We start from the raw sequence: 16,813 nt of genomic DNA, 5'->3' as shown, positions 1-16,813 counted from the left end.
GGGTACGGGGTACGGTTCGTCGCACTCGGTCCCGGACTCGTGAACGTCGCGCCCCCTCCGTGTCCGACGCGGTCCGCTGCCGAACCGGTCGGCATACGTTCCATGGCTGAGCCGGACAAGGAGACCCGTAGCGAGCCACCAGCAGCACCGGCGTATCGCAGTGTGGGCAAGGAGGCGAGGCGTCGTCCCGGAGGGCCGCAGTTCGACAACGGCAGTCTCGCCGGTCCCCGGCATCATGCCAAGCCTGCCCACGCGTCAGCTCCGAACGTGCCCTTCACATCGGATGCGACGGTGGTGGCGTCCACTTTGGCTTGCAGGGCGTACACGATCGTCTTGCGTGCGCCGCGGACGCTGAGGTGGACCGGGCTGTCGCCTGGGTGGTCCGCAAGGATGCGCTTCAGTTCTCTGACGGACTGTTCGGTGATCCGGTGGGCGGGGAGCGCAAGCCGCACGGGGGGTTTCCCGCCGTGCTCGGCGGAGGACACGTCCAGTACCGCGAGTTCTCTGCCGAAGACGTTCACAGTTCCGTCCCGGTCTTCAATCCTGCCCTTGACGGCAATGACGTTGTCTTCGGCCAGTGCGTGCTGCACGAGCTGGTAGGCGGCGGGGAAGAAGAGGACTTCGATGCCGGCATCACGGTCCGCGAGGTTCACGATGGCCCAGGCGTTGCCCTGTTTGGTCATCTTGAGCTGGATGCCGGTGATCAGTCCGGAGAGCTGCACATCCCCGGTGGTGCGGCCGGAGGCGAGCAGTTCGGCGATGGAGCAGTCCCGTGCGCCGGAGAGGATGTGCTCTGCGCCGTCCAGCGGGTGGGCTGAGACGTAGAGGCCGAGCATTTCGCGTTCGGTCGCCAGGAGCTGTCTGCGGGGCCACTCCGAGTCGTCGATGGGGAAGTCGAGGCCGAAGGCCGGTTCGCCGCTTCCTTCGCCGCCCAGGTTGGCGAAGAGATCGTCTTGTCCGAAGCTTGCCGCTTTCTTCACGGGGATGATCGCGTCGATGGCGTCCTCGTGGATGGCGGTGAGGCCCTTGCGGGAATGCTCCAGGGAGTCGAAGGTGCCGGCCTTGATCAGGGACTCCACAGCTCGTTTGTTCAGTGCGGGCAGGTCGGCCTTGTCGAGGAAGTCGGAGAAGGAAGCGAATTTCCCTTTCCGGCGGCGGGCGTCGACGATGGCCTCGATGACGTTGTCGCCGACGTTGCGTACGGACCGCAGCCCGAACCGTACGTCGTCGCCGACGGCGGTGAACTCGGCGACGGACTCGTTCACGTCGGGCTGGAGGACCCGGACGCCGTTCTTGCGGGCGTCGGCAAGGTAGATCGCGGCCTTGTCCTTGTCGTCGCCGACCGAGGTGAGCAGGGCGGCCATGTACTCGGCCGGGTAGTTGGCCTTGAGGTAGGCGGTCCAGTATGAGACGAGGCCGTAGCCGGCGGTGTGGGACTTGTTGAATGCGTAGCCGGAGAACGGGAGCATGACGTCCCACAGGGCCTTGATGGCTTCCTCGCTGTACCCGTTGCCCCGCATGCCGTCGTGGAACTTGTCCCACTCCGCGGCCAGCACCTCCGGTTTCTTCTTGCCCATCGCACGGCGCAGCAGGTCGGCGCCGCCGAGGGTGTACCCGGCCAGTTCCCGGGCGATGGCCATGATCTGCTCCTGGTAGACGAGCAGATGGAAGGTGTTGCCGAGGATCGGCTCCAGTGCGTCGCGCAGCTCGGGGTGGATCGGGGTGATCTCCTGGCGGCCTGTCTTACGGTGTGCGTAATTGGTGTGCGCGTTGGCCGCCATGGGGCCGGGCCGGTAGAGGGCGTTGACCGCGGCGATGTCCTCGAACCGGGTGGGTTCCATCTGCTTCAGCAGTACGCGCATGCCGCCGCCGTCGAGCTGGAAGACACCGAACGTGTTGCCCTCTGCCAGCAGCCGGTATGTCTTGGCGTCGTCCAGAGGGATCACGACGGTGGACGGGTCGCCGCCCAGGGGATCTACGGTGGCCAGGCTGACGCCCCGGTTCTCGCGGATGTTCTCGATGGCCTGGTCGATGACACCCAGGTTCCGCAGTCCCAGGAAGTCCATCTTGATCAGGCCCATGGCTTCGCAGGACGGGTAGTCGAAGCCGGTGATCTTCACGCCGTCCGAGGCACGCATGTGCAGGGGGATGCGGTCGGTGAGCTTCGTCTTGGAAAGGATCACCGCCGCGGCGTGCACGCCGGTGCCGCGGGTGAGGCCCTCCACCCCGCGGGCGGTGTCGATGACCCGCTGCACATCCTGTTCGCTGTCATACATCTGCCGGATCTCGCCGGCCTCGCCATACCGCTCGTGGGCGGAGTCGAAGACGGTGGCCAGTGGGGCCGACTTGCCGTTCTGGTCCGGCGGGAGCGCCTTGGTGATCCGCTCGCCGTGGGAGTAGGGATAGCCGAGGATGCGCGAGGAGTCCTTGATCGCGTTCTTGGCCTTGATCTTGCCGAACGTGTTCACCATGGCGGTGTACTCCTCGCCGTACTTCTCGGTGACGTAGCGGACCATCCGGTCGCGCTGACGGTCGTCGAAGTCGAGGTCGACGTCCGGGGGGTTGATGCGTTCGGGGTTCAGGAACCGTTCGAAGAGAAGGCCGTGCTCCAGAGGGCACAGCTCGGTGATGCGGGTGGCGTAGGCCACGATGGAGCCGGTGGCCGAACCCCGGCCCGGACCGAGCGGGATCTTGTTCTCCCGGGCGTGACGGCAGATGTCCGCCACGACGAGGAAGTAGGAGCTGAAACCCATGGGGCCGATGACCGACATCTCGGTCTCGAAGCGGTCCATGACGTGCTGAGGGACCGGGTCCCCGTAGCGCATCGCCAGACCCTTGAGGACTTCCTTGCGAAGCCACGACTCCTGGGTCTCGCCTTCGGGCACGTCCGGGAACTGCGGCATCTCGTCGACGTAGTCGAAGACCTCGTCGTAGGACTCGATGCGCTCGGCAATCAGCAGGGAGTTGTCGCAGGCTTCCGGCAGCTCCGAGAACAGGCTGCGCATCTCGGCGGCTGTCTTGAGGTAGTAGCCGGAGCCGTTGAACCGGAAGCGGCCCGGATCGTCCTTGTTCTTGCCGACACCGATGCACAGCAGGCTGTCGTGAGCGTCGGCCTGGTCCTCGGTGACGTAGTGCGCGTCATTGGTGGCCAGGAGGGGAATCTTCAGTTCGCTGGCCAGACGCAGCAGACCCTCACGGACCTCACGCTCGATGTCCAGGCCGTGGTCCATCAGCTCCAGGAAGTAGTTCTCGCGACCGAAGATCTCCTGGTAGACCGCGGCAGCAGCCTTCGCCTCGTCATACTGGTTCAGCCGCAGGCGGGTCTGGATCTCGCCAGACGGGCAGCCAGTAGTGGCGATGACGCCGTCCGGCCGCTCAGCGATCAACTCCCGGTCCATGCGCGGCTTTCCGGCAGGGAACTGACCCCCATAGCTGGCCTGCGTGCTGAGCCAGAACAGGTTCCGCAAGCCCTGGCTGTTCCGCGCCCACATGGTCATGTGAGTGAAGCGGCCGCCACCGGAGACATCCTTCGACCCCTCACCGTCGGCGCTCATGGCGCGACGGCCTCCCGGCCCCCAGAACTCCTGCTTCCGGACGAACCGAGAGGAAGGCGCCACGTACGCCTCGATGCCGATGATCGGCCTGATCCCCTCGAAGCCCTTCGCGACCTGCGCGAACTCGTAGGCGCCGAACATGTTGCCGTGATCGCTCATGGCGATCGCAGGCATCCCCTGTCGGGCCACCTCGCCGAACATCGGCTTCAGCTTCTGCGCGCCGTCCAGCATCGAGTATTCGGTGTGATTGTGCAGGTGAACGAAGGAATCCGGCACGGGTGGGTCACCTCCGAGGTGAGTCAGGAAGCCCCATCCCGACCAGAGTCGCGATGGTGGCCTTGTCGGTGGCCGACCGCACCGGCATCGGCAGATGGGCGGACGGCTCGACCTGTCGCGGTGCGGTCACGCCGACGGGACGGCCAAGGGGCCGCACCGCCCGTGAACGCGATCAGCCCGAGCCCTTGAAGTGCAGGCCCGACAGCCAGCCGGCCGCCGGGCAGCACTCCTCCTGCCGCACTGCTTGCCAAACCACACGTTGACCAGAGACATCAAAGCGAGCCTGGTGTACTGGAATCAAACAACCATTTCGCCGATCAGACTCAACGATTGGTTGTCCACCTAGGATGGTCAGCATGGACCTCACCGCCGTGCGCACCTTCGTCACCGCCGTGGACGCGGGACAGTTCCAAGAAGCCGCCGCCAACTTGTCGATCACCCCACAAGCCGTTTCCAAGCGCATCGCCGTGCTGGAGAAGGACCTCGGTGTGCAGTTGTTCAGCCGTACGGCCCGCGGAGCCCGGCTCACCATCGACGGGCAGGCGTTCCTGCCTTACGCCCGGGCTCTCCTCCAAGCCGAGGAGCGGGCAGCCGCTTCCGTGCGGCCGGGGCGCCGGGCGTTGCGCGTCGACGTGATCGGCCGGCGGCTCTCACTGGCGGGTCTGCTGCGCGACTTCCACCGTGCGTATCCCGAGACCGATCTTGATGTCGTGACCCTCTTCGACTCCGATACGGCCATCGCTGCCGTCCGGTCCGGGACGATCGACGCGACCTTCCGCGCCGTGACCATGCCGGGCCGGCGGCTCGCCGACGGTATCGAGGCCACTCCGGTCTTCGACGAACCGCTGCACCTGTTCACCGGGCCGGCTCACGAGTTCGCGGCCGCCCGCGCGATCGCTCCCGCCCAGCTCGCCGGGCGCCGGATCTGGATGCCTGGCAACATGCCTGGCACCGAGTGGGCCGCCTATTACGACGAACTCGCCGCCACGTTCGGTCTCACCATCGACTCGGTCGGCCCCAACTTCGGTATCGAGCCCCTCCTCGACACGATCGCGGGCTCCTCGACATTGGCGACCTTCGTCAGCGAGCAGACTCCGCTGGTCTGGCCCGCTGGCCACGACCTGCGGCGCATCCCCCTGCACGACCCGACCCCGGTCTACCCGCACTCACTGATCTGGCGCACCGACAACCCGCACCCCGCCCTCACCGCACTGCGTAACCACCTCACCTCTGCATACCCCGGCCGCCCCGACAGCGGGACCTGGACACCGAAGTGGGCCCAGCGCGCCACACCGCCGAGCCAGCCCGGAGAAATGCCGGGCGCACCTCATGGACCAGCAGGGCCTGTCGGCCCGGCGTGAGCCGCCGCCCACGCGTGCCGACCCCGTGGCGGTGTGCGGACAGCTCGCGCGAGAGGTGCCGCGGGCTCGCGGTGGACCGATCGATCGAATGGGGTCTCCCCTGCTCGAACGGAGTTGAGAGCTTGGGGAAGCGCAGACAAGCAGACGAAGCTCCAGGCAGACACGGGTGATCTCGGTCGAGAACTCGTCCACCAGGAGCTTCACCAGTTCGTACAGCCCGCCAACTGCCCACCAGCACCATCGAGTTGGAAAGGGCTCACTCTCGTGACGTCCTCGGGTCGGCGATGGTGTGCTGAAGGCACTCAGGCGACCAGAGGCCGGTCCTGTGGAGCGATGGGCGCCAAAAGCGCCGTGGAGCCGTTGAGGTAGCGGTCCGTTGCCGCCGCGGCGGACCGTCCCTCTGCGATGGCCCACACCACGAGGGACTGGCCACGTCCCGCGTCACCAGCGATGAACAGCCCGCCGGTCCCGGCGCGGGCTGTCCGCTCGGCCGGCTTTGCCGTTTCGGCCGCGAAGGCAGCATTCCGGGCGAAGTTTCCCCGGTCGTCCAGCGTGAGTCCGAGCTGCCGCATCAGGCCGGTGCCCCGTTCGGGACCGAAGAAGCCGAGGGCCAGCAGGACCAGGTTCACCGGGATCACATGTTCCGTCTCCAGCCGCGGCCTTCTGCCCTCGGGCTCCACTTCCGCCAGGCGCAACGCGCGCACTTTGCCGGACGGGTCCCCTTCGAAGCGGAGGGTGGCGGAGGAGAAGACTCTCGGATCCGCGCCCTCTCGCCCCCGGGCCTCATCATGAGCATGGGATATCCGATAGACCTTCGGATACACGGGCCAGGGCTCGGTGTCCCGGCGGGTGTCACCGGGCTCCGGGTTGATGTCCAACTGTACGACGGAGGCGGCGCCCTGACGCAGGACGGTGCCCAGACAGTCCGAGCCGGTGTCCCCGCCACCGATGATCACCACGTGTTTGCCCTCGGCGGTGACGACGGGTACGTCGCGGTCGCCCTCCGCGACCCTGTTGGCCAGGGTCAGGTAGTCCATGGCCTGGTGGATGCCGGAAAGCTCACGGCCCGGGACGGGCAGTTCCCGTTGCCCCCTGGCTCCGACGGCGATGACGACCGCGTCGTGCCGCTCTGCGAGCTCGGTGGCGTCGAGATCGCTGCCGACGTCCACACACGTGCGGAACTTGGTGCCCTCCGCCCGCATCTGCTCGAGGCGGCGGTCCAGGTGGCGCTTCTCCAGCTTGAACGCGGGGATGCCGTAGCGCAGCAGCCCGCCAATGCGGTCGGCGCGCTCGTAGACGGCGACGGTGTGACCGGCGCGGGTGAGTTGTTGTGCTGCCGCCAGTCCTGCGGGGCCGGAGCCGATGACGGCGACGGTCTTGCCGCTGAGCCGCCCGGGCGGTTGCGGCGTCGCGTATCCGCGCGCCCAGCTCTGGTCGGCGATCGCCTGTTCGACATTCTTGATCGTCACCGGATCGGCATTGATGGTGAGCACGCAGGCGTCCTCACACGGCGCCGGGCACAGCCGCCCGGTGAACTCCGGGAAGTTGTTCGTCGCGTGCAGTCGCTCGGCCGCTGCCCACCAGTCGCCCTTCCTCGCGTACGCGTTCCACTCGGGGATGAGATTTCCCAGCGGGCAGCCGCTGTGGCAGAACGGGATGCCGCAGTCCATGCAACGCCCCGCCTGCTCGGACACGAGCGGAAGGCGCGCCTGCCCCGCGTAGACCTCGTTCCAGTCACTCAGCCGCTCCTGGACGGGGCGCGCCGGGACGGGCCGGCGCGGTGTCTTGAGGAAGCCGTAGGGGTCGGTCATGCGCCGCCTCCGTCGCTCACTCGCGGTACACAGGCGTTACGGCCAGACTACGCCTGCAGACGCCTACGACCACCTGCTCGGTGCAGCGGTTTCAGCGCAAGCCGGGGGGTGTCGCGGACAGGTTGTCGATCACTGGTCGAAGGCGAGCCGTTCTGCCGGCGGAGCGGACTCCTTGCGCTTGTGTCTTGCCTGGCAGTCGCCTGTACGGGTGGTGCATACCCGGCCACGGTCGTAGCGTCGACTCAGGAACAACTGCGGAAAGAAGGGCGTCACCGCCACCGACGAGTGCTTCTGGCGGGCAGACCGCAGCGCGCGGGTCTGGTCAGGCGTACCCTCGGGGCCGCCCGGGCTCGAAAAAGAGGCAGCTGGGGAGCCGATATGCAAAGAGACAAGTTCAGAACAGCGGTCATGCTGTGTGCTGCCACAGCGCTCGCGGCAGCAGTAGTACCAGCATCCGCATCCGCAGGGTCACCCGCGTCCGCCCACGCAGTGGCTGTCGACTGTTTCTCGCAACCGCAGGTACGCCCCGGCGACTTCTTGATCGCCTGTGGCGATGGCAACAACCACCTCATCGGACTTCAGTGGTCCAATTGGGGACACACCTCCGCTGTGGGCAGAGGACTCGACGCAGTGAATGACTGTCAGCCCTACTGTGCCGCAGGCAGGTTCCACTCCTACCCCGTCATCGTCAGGCTCGACCGCCCGGATTCCTGGACGAAGCACCCTGAGCTGAAACGCTTCACACGGCTGCAACTCACCTACACCGACAGCAGGCCGTCGCAGACGCCGCGGAACGTGACTTACAAACTCTGGGACTGATGATCCTGACGTCCCTCGGTCCGCCTCGCCACCTCGTGCCGTGTGCCTCTCCAGTGGGCGGCCACTCATAGGGTGGCGTGCGTGATCGTTCGCGAGGGCGCGGTGAACGCAGGCGATGGCCGGCGGCCGGGCTATCCGGCTGCGGCAGTGGTTTTCGCCATCGGGATGGCCGGAACAACGCTGCCCACGCCGTTGTACGGGCTCTACCAGGAACAGATCGGGTTCTCCGAGCTGGTGGTGACCGTTGTGTTCGCCGTGTATGCCGTTGCGGTCATCACCGTGCTTCTGGTGGCGGGAAACTACTCCGACGAGGTCGGCCGCAGACCGGTGCTCCTGTGCGCCATGGCTTTGTCGGCCGCGAGTGCGGGCTGCTTCCTCCTGCAGAGCGGTCTGCCTCTGCTCTTCGCGGGGCGGCTGTTGTCCGGCTGCGCGGCCGGCTTGCTGAGCGGTGCTGCTACAGCGGCCGTCATCGAGCTGGCTGGTCCGGGGCAGAAGGCGCGGGCCGGGTTCGCCGCCACCGCGGCGAACATGGGTGGTCTGGGCTGCGGGCCGCTGCTCTCCGGCCTCCTCGCGCAGTACACGCCCTGGCCGCTGATGCTGCCGTTCTGGGCCCACCTGGGACTGGTGGCTGTGGCCTGTGGGATCACCTGGTTCCTGCCGGAGACCGTGGCGGAGCCGAAGCGATGGCCTCCTCTGACGCCGCAGGGAGTCAGGGTGCCTCCCGAGGTGAAGGGTGTGTTCAGGCCCGCCTCGCTGGCGGCGTTCGCCGGCTTCGCACTTCTCGGGCTGTTCACGGCGGTCGCGCCGAGTTTTGCCTCGCAGACGCTGGGTGTGCGCAACTTGGCTGTTTCGGGCGCCGTAGTGTTCTCCGTGTTCCTTGCTTCGACCGTCGGGCAGTCCTTGACACAACGGATCGGCGCGCGCCTCGCGCTCCCCGTGGGGTGCGGCATCCTCGTTGTGGGCCTGCTGCTTGTGGCGTCATCGCTGATCGCCGAGTCCATGCTCCTGCTCGTCCTGGGTGCCCTGTGCGGTGGCGCCGGCCAGGGACTGGCCTTTCGCGCGGCACTCACCCTGGTCAGCGGCGCGGCCCCGGCACAGCATCGTGGTGGCACGATTTCGGCGTTCTTCGTCGTCGCCTACGCCGGGATCTCGGTGCCGGTGGTGGGGGTCGGCGCCATGGCCACATGGCTCGGGCTGCGCCAAGCCGGGCTGATCTTCGCGGGCTGTGTGATGCTGCTGGCGGCGGGCGCGGGAACGTACGCTGCGCGCAGGCCACCGGCGGAGGCATAAACGGTCACGGCGACGGTCGGGACGCCGGACAGCCACCGCATCCGGAATCGATGCCCCGAGCCGTCCGGGCCGCCCCGGGGTCTCCGAGGCGGCCCGGGCAGGATGCCGCTGTCTTCCCCCCGCTGTGGGTCACGGCACGGCAGGCTTGAGCACGACAGGCAGTTCCGCGAGGCCGCGGAAGGCCGGGAACGGAACCTCCATCCAGGGCGCCTCATGCTCGGGGTCCGCCAGAGCCGCCCTCGGGAAACGGCCGAACAGACCCGTGAGAGCGAGTTGCACCTCCAGTCTGGCCAGGGGCGCTCCCAGGCAGTAGTGGATGCCGTGCCCGAACCCCAGATGGGCACTTTGCGCATTCGCCGGTCGCTTCACATCGAACTCGTCCGGAGAGGCGAATTTCAGCGGGTCGCGGTTGGCCGAACTGAGCGCGATCTGAACCAGGGAGCCCTTCGGAATCCGCGCCCCGGCGATCTGTACGTCCTCGGTCGCGAAGCGGAACGTCGCGCTCTCCACCGAGCCGTCGTAGCGCAGCAGTTCTTCGACTGCCCGTCCGACCAGCTCCGGGTTCTCCTGCACGGCACGGAGCTGCGCAGGATGGGTGAGGAGATGGTGGACGGCGTTGCCGATGAGGTAGGCGGTCGTCTTGTGACCCGCGAACATCAGCAGAAACGCGGTCGAGATCAGCTCCTGCTCGGTGAGCCCGCCGTTTTCGTCCTGGGCAGCGATGAGCGCGCTGAGCAGGTCCTCACCCGGGCGGCTGCGCTTGCGCGCGAGGAGATCCGCGAAGTACGCGTGCAGGTTCTCCTCCGCCTTCTGCTGGGCCTGCTTGGATTCCTTGCTGAATCCTGTCTGCGCCACCGTGGTGGACAGGCCTTGCAGCTCCGACCGTTCGTCCGGCGGCACGCCGAGCAGTTCACAGATCACGATGATCGGCAGCGGGAACGCGAACGCGGGCAGCAGGTCGACCGGTTCGCGGGTCGCACAGTTGTCCAGCAGCGTGTCGACGATGTCCTGGATCCGCGGCCGCAGCGACTCCACGCGACGCGCGGTGAACGTGGAGCTGACGAGCTTGCGCAGCCGGGTGTGCTTGGGCGGGTCGGAGTTGAGCATGTGGTCGTCCAGGGCGACGGACGAGTCACCGAAGATCCTCCGGTAGGCGTCCATGGCCCCGTACATGTCCTTGCTGAGCCGCGGATCCGCCAGGGCCGCCCTCGCGTCCTCGTACCGCGTGATCAGGTACGTGTCGATGCCGTGCGGCGGCCGCATGGGGCAGACGGGTGCCGTGTCCCTGAGGCTCGCGTAGACCGGGTGCGGGTTCCGTCGGAACTCGGGAGTGCACCGCTCGGCTGCGGCGACCGGATCGTCCACTGTGATCACGGACGGCTCCTGAGGTCGAAGAGGGCCTCGGCGTTGCCGCCGAGAATGAGCTGCTGGGACGCCTTGTCGATCGGCAGCTTCTCGATCATGTGCATGAACTCCTCCAGGGGCACGGACATCGGCGGCGAGTCGGTGCCGAACAGCATCCGCTCCGGCCCCAGCACCTCCGCGTTGAGGCCCAGGTGCGCCGGGCTGAATGTGCTGGTGTCGACATACATGCGCTGGAGCGCGCCGCCCGGGTCGGCCGACGGCGGAGTGGAGGATGGAGCCGGGACCGAGGACGGCGCCGACGGCTTGCCACCGCCCCAGTGCCGGGGACGCGCCGCTGTCTGCAGGCGTTCCGGCAGCAGCGCCAGCGCACCGCCGCCGGTGGCACCGATCAGCCGTAGGCCCGGATATTTGTCCAGCCACCCCGCGAACGCGATCATGGCCATGCCCATGGTGACATCGCCGAACCGGCCGATCTGCTCGACGAAGCCGAAGTCGTCGACCCGGTCCGTGCCGATCGGTTCGGCCGGGGCGTGCACCAGGACCGGCACTCCCGTCTCGGCGGCCAGCGCGAAGAAGGAGTCGGCTCGCGGAGAGCCGAGCAGTTCGCCGTGGACGCTGGAGGTGGTGATCAGGCCGACGAAGGCGGGATCCGCCAGCGTCTCCCGGACTCCTTCCAGGTGATCGTCGTCGCCGAACGGGTTGGCGTACACGTACCCGCGCAACTGGTCCGGGAAGGTGGCGATCAGGCCCGACATCCAGGCGTGGAAGCTTTGGAGCCGGTCCCGTGGTTGCGAGTAGTTGTCGACGCCCGGAACCCGCGCCATGGCGCCGGCGCCGACCGGGCTGCCGATGATGGTGAGGTCGATGCCGGCCTGGGCGCGGGCGGCCAGCATTCCGTCGACGTCGGTCAGGCTGGGAGGCATGGGGAAGCTTCGGGCGGCCTCCGGCGGGGACAGATGTCCGTGGATGTCGATGATCACGTCTGAGTTCCCGGGTTCGGTGTGAGTGCGTGGGCGACCGCGACACAGTCCTCGTCCCCGTGTCCCTGGTCGATGGCGTGGACATGGGTCTGTGCGGCCGCGGCAACGAGAGGGAGCCGCAGTCCGGCCGCAGCGGCCTGGTCCGCGGCGAGCAGGAGGTCCTTGGCCATCAGGCTCAGCCGGAAGTCGGGCTTGTCGAAGCGCCCGGCAGCCAGCCTCTTGGACTTGAACGACATGACGGGCGAGGCGAAGCCGCTGCCGGCGATCGTGCCGAGGACGAGCTTCCGGTCGAGTCCGGTGGCGGCCGCCAGTTCGACGGCCTCGGCCAGCGCCTGCACCTCGATGCCCATCAGCAGGTTGAGGAGCAGCTTCATCCGCATGCCGGAACCGAGTTCGCCGAGGTGAACGACCTCCTTGCCCAGCAGTTCGAGCAGCGGACGCCCGGCGGTGAAGACCCGTTCCTCGCCGCCGACGAACAGCCGCAGCTCACCGCTGTGGGCGTGCTCCCGGTTGCCGAGCATGCCGACGTCCAGAACGGAGTGCATGTCGCCGGTGAGGCGGACGACCTCTTCGGGGGCGACCGTGCTGGCGCAGACCAGGGCGCCGGGGTACGGGCCCCCGGTCATGATTCCGTCCGGTCCGTGCAGCACGGCGGCGAGGGCTTCGCCGTCGGTCACGGTGCAGATGGCGGCGCTCGTACCCTCGACGGCATCGGCCGGATGGGCTGCGGCAAAGGCGCCGGCCCGGGCGAGCGGTTCGGTCCGCCCCGCGGTGCGGTTCCAGACACGCACCTGTACGCCCTGCTCAAGAAGGCGCGTGGCCAGGCCGGTGCCCATGGTGCCGAGTCCGAGGACGGCGACGGGGCCGGTGGTGGGGTGCGTCATGCTTTCACCCCCACGGTCTCCTGAATGACCCGGTATCGCAGCGACTGGGTCTGGTCGACCCAGACGCGCAGCGGGGCCAGCAGTGCGCGATGGTCCTCGCCCTGTTGCCAGGCGAAGAAGTGGTCGGGCGTCTCCCACTCGCTGGTGATCACCCACTGGCGGGAGTCGTCGATGGGTTCGCCGAGCCGGTCGATGATGTGTCCCGGGACGCTGGCGACGGACTTCCTTATTCGCTCGTACGCCTTCAGAAACCCCTGCTCACCGCCCTCGATGACGTGGACCGTGTACACCACGGAAAGCCTGTCGGCCGAGCGGCCGTTCTGCTCAGCGCGCATGTCTCCTCCTGAGGGCTGAGATCTGTAAGAGCACGACTCCCACAGACTCATGACCCCCGTGGCCACGCAACTCCGGCGTGGCCACAGCCCAATGGAGAGAAGGCAGCCACCACGTTTGCTGGCGCGGTCGGGTGAGATCGGAAGGGCCTGCTCGGCGCCCACCCGGAACCGCTCCTCCGGGCCGGAGCCCGCTTCGGACTCGGCCGACTCGTCGAACGCCCGGAGGCCCGGAAGCCCGGAGGCCCGAACGTGCCTGCACGATCTAACGTGCCTGCACGATCTGTCGGGGCGGGGTGGGGCCGGGGCGCCGGGGCTCGTCCGGGGTCAGTCGGATGTCCGGCGCAGGACCAGACTGACGAAGCCCCACATGTCCCGGTAGACGCGCAACCATTCGGTGCGGCGGATCGCAGCTGTCTCGAGCACGTGCGGGCTGTCCGGGTCGGCGGGGTGGTCCAGGGCCCAGGAGGCCAGTGCCCCCCAGCAGGACCACTCGTAGTCGTCCAGCTCACGGCGCGTGCTGATATGCCCGTGAACGGGAGTCCACCCGTCGGCGACGACACGGTCCACGGTGGTCGCCAGGTCGGTGAGGTCCCCGAGCATCTCGACGGCCTCCGGTGACGGCTCACGGTCCCAGAAGCCCTCGCCGATCAGGACGCGTCCGCCCGGGGCCAGGTGTTTGCGCGCCGCTGCAAGGGTGGGCAGCAGGCCGCCGAAGGCGTGCGTGGCCCCGACGCTGAGTACCAGGTCGAACGAGTACGCGGAACGGAAGTCCGCAGCCTCCTGGTGGTGCAGTGCAAGGCGCGTGCGGACGCCGAGGCGGCTAGCGGCCTCACGGGCCTGCCGAAGCGCTTCCTCGGAGTTGTCGACGCCCTCGGCGAGCAGGTGCGGGTGCGTGTTCAGGGCGCGCAGAAGCCATTCCCCGCCGCCGCAGCCCAGGTCGAGCACCCGCTCGTCGCCACGCGGGACGCCACGTTCCAACAGTTGTCGCACCGAGTCGTCGTCGAGAGGGGACTTGATCGGGTGGTCGGCATGGGCAAGCCCGGAGATCTGTTCACGGTTCACCGGCACAGCCTGACAGCGCCGAAGATCGCACGCATATCATTTTCCTCTGGGGATCCGACTCCCTGTCAGACAACAATCGGGAACCGGGATCCGAACCACTTCACCGGTCCGTCGCATACATATCGGCTGACACTTCGCCGGTGACGCCACCGGGTCGGATTTCCGGGTGACCCTACGGAACGACGGGCCCTGACCACTCTGAATGTGGAATCGAGAGGCGAGGCAACTCTGGCCCGAGCAGTGTGAACAGCAACAGCAACGCCCCGCCGCGGAAACCGTCAGGGTGGGAGATCTCCGTGGGGGCCTCCCGGATGGGGGACGGGATTGCGGTGGATCGCGACGAAGGCTGCGTCGTCGCCCAGATGTCCGCCGGCATGGGCGAGGAGGTCGCCTCGCAGGTGGTGCAGGAGTGCCTCCGGGGAGCTCTCGGCCCACCGGGCGGCCCGTTCCGCGAACGGGTAGAAGTCTCCGCCTCGGTCGCGTGCCTCGATGACGCCGTCGGTGTAGAGGAGGAGCGTGTCTCCTTCCTCAAAGGTGAACACGTCAAGGACGTGGCCCGTCGGCCCCATGCCGCCCACCCCCAACGGGGGCGCCGGGTGCAGACTCGGGACTGTGACGGCGTGCCCTGGGCTCAGCAGCAGCGGTGCAGGGTGTCCACAGCTGGTCATGCCGCTGATTTGGCCCTGGTCGGGAATCTCCAGCAGCAGGGCGGTGGCGAAGCGTTCCCCGGCCTCCTCTTCCGGCTCGAAGTCGGCCTGGTAGCGGGAGACACTCTGTTCGAGGGCCGCGGCCAGTGCGGGCAGGCCGCTGTGCTGGTGGGCGGCTTCGCGGAAGGCGCCGAGCAGAAGGGCGGCTTCTCCGATGGCGGCCAGGCCCTTGCCTCTCACGTCACCGATCAGCACCCGCGTTCCGCCTTCGATGCGGGTGGTTGCGTACAGGTCCCCGCCGATCTGGGCCTCGTCCTCGGCAGCCAGGTACAGGCAGGCGATCCGTAGCGGGCCGATACGGTCCGGGAGCGGCCACAGCAGAACGTGCTGCGCGGCTTCGGCCACCGACCGCACCTGGGCGAGCTCCCGTCTTCGCCGCTCTCGTACCACGCAGAAGAACACGATCAGGGCCGAGAGCCCAGCGAGGGCGGCGATCTGCACCACCCAGTTCCGGGAGGACAGCACGCCGAGCTGCAGGCCTATGTATGCCTGGGCCGCCACGGCGAGGAGTCCGATCACTCCGGTCAGCAGAGGGCCGGCGAATGAGGCAGTGATCGCGGGCGCGATGACCAGCAGTGGTCCCAGATGAACGTCCTCCGGCACGAAGATGTCCACGATTGTGATCACGATGATGAGCACAACGGGAATCGCCAGCAGGGCGTGGCTCGGCCGCCATGACTCCCACAGACCCGCAAAACGTCCACTGAGGCCCACGTCTCCACAGTGCACCGCCGCCCGGCGGCTGACGAGTCGGCCAGGTGCGGTCGGGCCCGGTGAGCTCCTCGCCACCTGCTGGGGGCTGAGCGCGGAACTCCCGTGACGCGTCGTGGACGTGCTGCCCGACTGGACGAAGCGTTAGGCTCATTTTGTATGCATTCGTTCCGACTATGGAGGCGGCCGTGAGCGAGAACGACGAGTACCCGACGCCGTCGCAGGCCGAGGGCGAGAGGCTGGAAGAGGACATGAATCCGGCCGAGGAGCGGCACCCCGCCACGACGCGAACCCAGCCGTCCCAGGCGGAGGGTGAGCGCCGCGCTGAGGACACGGAGACCTGACAGAGACAGCAGCTGTCCGGTGGCGGCTCCTCGCCGGCTCGCGCCGGAGGGGGCTCGCTGCATGCCCCGCCGCGAGGCCTGCAGGGCGTCGAGCGTGATCACGAAGAAGTCGAGCACGGCCGTAGCCGGCGCTCCGCCGACGTCGGCGGGGCGATGCCCCGGAACGTCGCCGACAAGTTGCCGGGCCAGGGTGACAGGGACAGAAATGCTCCCGCGAAAGGAAGAAGATCTTCAACGACCATCCAGTCTGCTGTCCGCACCCGCTCCCCGGCCGACCGTGATGTGCCGGGGAGCGGCGTTCCACGGTGTGACACGACCCCTCCACACGTCTGCCTCCCAGGTCAGGGCGGCACACGCTGAAAGCCGTGGCATGTGAGCAGCACGGTGGCAGCGGCCGCTCCGAGCTGCGATGCCTCCCGCCCCCTCCCCCGCCGACGTCTGCCTCCCCGAGGTCCACGGTCGGCGCCGCCCGGCCGGGCACCCGGGCCACAACCGCCCCGAAGGCCCCTGGCCCTACCGAGCGGTCGTCCGCGTACCGGCCGACCGGCCTCCGGACCGGCCGGTGCACCTCGCGCGGGCGCGGCGGTCCGAATGCGCGGGACGACGCTTGCGCCCCATGCTTGATGGACGCGCAGATGCCCATACGAAGAGGAGTGCCCGACATGATCCGTCGCAAGTGTGCGGCCCTCGGCACAGCACTGCTGACCGCCGGGGCTTTGGCGACGACGACGCACGATGTGGCCGCCGCTGAGGAGACATGCTCCTACACGTCCTCCACCGATCGTCCCGCGCTCACGTACGTGAACACCGGTCCGTCCGTAAAGCAGGCGCAGTGTCTGAGCAATGTGTGGGGCGGCGTTCCGAAACTCGCGGTCGACGGGGTCTTCGACTCAGCCACGTCGAAGAAGATCAGCTGGATTCAGGGGTGCCACGGTCTGGACAGAACCGGGGTTGTCGAGGAGGACACCTGGCAGGTGCTTTACCACCCCGCACTGGACTGCTACGACCCGTATCCGAAGTGAGCTGCCCAGGCTTGGCCGGGAGTGCTGTCGGTCGAGCCGTCGGCGTCGATCGCGAGGTCGGCCGCGCCCTGCCCGGCGGGCTGCGAAGAGGCGCCATCCGCGCTGCGTGAATCGACAGGGCGTGCGCGAGCGCCTGCCCCCTGACGTGACGTACTGCCGGCTCTCGCTGCCTCGGACAAGGCAAGACCGGCGGGTGCGTCTTACGGCCGCAGCGTCGCCGGGAGGAACGTAGGTAGTCGTGCGGGGCGGCTTGCGGCCAGGGTATGAACCACTCGCCGACTCGTTCGTGGCG

General features: G+C 68.1%; 12 protein-coding genes. 4 read left to right on the top strand and 8 right to left on the bottom strand.

What is annotated here, in order from left to right:
* Window positions 1-233: 233 nt before the first annotated feature.
* Complete coding sequence (gene dnaE / locus OG609_RS38005; protein ID WP_327276957.1) at window positions 234-3,830, bottom strand: DNA polymerase III subunit alpha; 3,597 nt, start codon at window positions 3,828-3,830, stop codon at window positions 234-236.
* A gap of 356 nt (window positions 3,831-4,186) precedes the next feature.
* On the opposite strand from dnaE, the gene OG609_RS38000 reads away from it, so the two are divergent.
* Complete coding sequence (locus OG609_RS38000; protein ID WP_327276956.1) at window positions 4,187-5,191, top strand: LysR family transcriptional regulator; 1,005 nt, start codon at window positions 4,187-4,189, stop codon at window positions 5,189-5,191.
* A 302-nt stretch (window positions 5,192-5,493) separates the two neighbouring features.
* Here the strand turns inward: OG609_RS38000 and OG609_RS37995 are convergent, their stop codons facing one another.
* Window positions 5,494-7,002 carry a glutamate synthase subunit beta gene (locus OG609_RS37995; RefSeq protein ID WP_327276955.1) on the bottom strand — a complete coding sequence of 503 codons (1,509 nt, stop codon included), beginning with the start codon at window positions 7,000-7,002 and terminating at the stop codon, window positions 5,494-5,496.
* Window positions 7,003-7,902: 900 nt separating this feature from the next.
* Here OG609_RS37995 and OG609_RS37990 point away from each other — a divergent pair.
* Window positions 7,903-9,111: an MFS transporter gene (locus tag OG609_RS37990; RefSeq protein WP_327276954.1), complete on the top strand. Its 1,209-nt coding sequence runs from the start codon at window positions 7,903-7,905 to the stop codon at window positions 9,109-9,111.
* A gap of 129 nt (window positions 9,112-9,240) precedes the next feature.
* On the opposite strand, the gene OG609_RS37985 is transcribed toward OG609_RS37990, so the two are convergent.
* From OG609_RS37985 to OG609_RS37960, 6 genes are all read right to left on the bottom strand, one after another.
* Entirely contained in the window at window positions 9,241-10,485 is a 1,245-nt protein-coding gene (locus OG609_RS37985) for a cytochrome P450 family protein (protein ID WP_327276953.1), read from the bottom strand.
* A complete protein-coding gene (locus OG609_RS37980) occupies window positions 10,482-11,456 on the bottom strand; it encodes an amidohydrolase family protein (RefSeq protein WP_327276952.1) in 975 nt (324 codons plus the stop codon). Before OG609_RS37980 ends, OG609_RS37985 begins: the two co-directional genes overlap by 4 nt.
* Complete coding sequence (locus tag OG609_RS37975; protein WP_327276951.1) at window positions 11,453-12,340, bottom strand: NAD(P)-dependent oxidoreductase; 888 nt, start codon at window positions 12,338-12,340, stop codon at window positions 11,453-11,455. The genes OG609_RS37980 and OG609_RS37975 overlap by 4 nt, the downstream gene beginning before the upstream one ends.
* On the bottom strand, window positions 12,337-12,675 hold the full coding sequence (locus OG609_RS37970; protein WP_327276950.1) for an antibiotic biosynthesis monooxygenase family protein: 339 nt from the start codon (window positions 12,673-12,675) through the stop codon (window positions 12,337-12,339). The genes OG609_RS37975 and OG609_RS37970 overlap by 4 nt, the downstream gene beginning before the upstream one ends.
* A 324-nt stretch (window positions 12,676-12,999) precedes the next feature.
* Window positions 13,000-13,737 (bottom strand): SAM-dependent methyltransferase, encoded by a 738-nt coding sequence (locus OG609_RS37965; protein ID WP_327276949.1) that lies wholly within the window; start codon window positions 13,735-13,737, stop codon window positions 13,000-13,002.
* A gap of 278 nt (window positions 13,738-14,015) precedes the next feature.
* Window positions 14,016-15,071: a PP2C family protein-serine/threonine phosphatase gene (locus tag OG609_RS37960; RefSeq protein ID WP_327276948.1), complete on the bottom strand. Its 1,056-nt coding sequence runs from the start codon at window positions 15,069-15,071 to the stop codon at window positions 14,016-14,018.
* 272 nt (window positions 15,072-15,343) lie between these two features.
* Between OG609_RS37960 and OG609_RS37955 the strand changes: the two genes are divergently transcribed.
* Complete coding sequence (locus OG609_RS37955; RefSeq protein ID WP_189277832.1) at window positions 15,344-15,499, top strand: hypothetical protein; 156 nt, start codon at window positions 15,344-15,346, stop codon at window positions 15,497-15,499.
* 662 nt (window positions 15,500-16,161) lie between these two features.
* The gene (locus tag OG609_RS37950; RefSeq protein ID WP_327276947.1) at window positions 16,162-16,521 is read left to right on the top strand and encodes a peptidoglycan-binding domain-containing protein; all 360 of its coding nucleotides are present in this window, start codon (window positions 16,162-16,164) and stop codon (window positions 16,519-16,521) included.
* Window positions 16,522-16,813 lie beyond the last annotated feature (292 nt).

It is taken from the genome of Streptomyces sp. NBC_01224 (genome assembly GCF_036002945.1).
Lineage (GTDB): Bacteria > Actinomycetota > Actinomycetes > Streptomycetales > Streptomycetaceae > Streptomyces.
This window is presented reverse-complemented; position numbering and strand designations above follow the sequence as displayed.

What these genes read in the sequence shown, in the direction of transcription:
- OG609_RS38000 (WP_327276956.1), top strand. Translation starts at nt 4,187, where the DNA reads ATGGACCTCACCGCCGTGCGCACCTTCGTCACCGCCGTGGACGCGGGA.
- OG609_RS37995 (WP_327276955.1), bottom strand. Translation starts at nt 7,002, where the DNA reads ATGACCGACCCCTACGGCTTCCTCAAGACACCGCGCCGGCCCGTCCCG.
- OG609_RS37975 (WP_327276951.1), bottom strand. Translation starts at nt 12,340, where the DNA reads ATGACGCACCCCACCACCGGCCCCGTCGCCGTCCTCGGACTCGGCACC.
- OG609_RS37970 (WP_327276950.1), bottom strand. Translation starts at nt 12,675, where the DNA reads ATGCGCGCTGAGCAGAACGGCCGCTCGGCCGACAGGCTTTCCGTGGTG.
- OG609_RS37950 (WP_327276947.1), top strand. Translation starts at nt 16,162, where the DNA reads ATGATCCGTCGCAAGTGTGCGGCCCTCGGCACAGCACTGCTGACCGCC.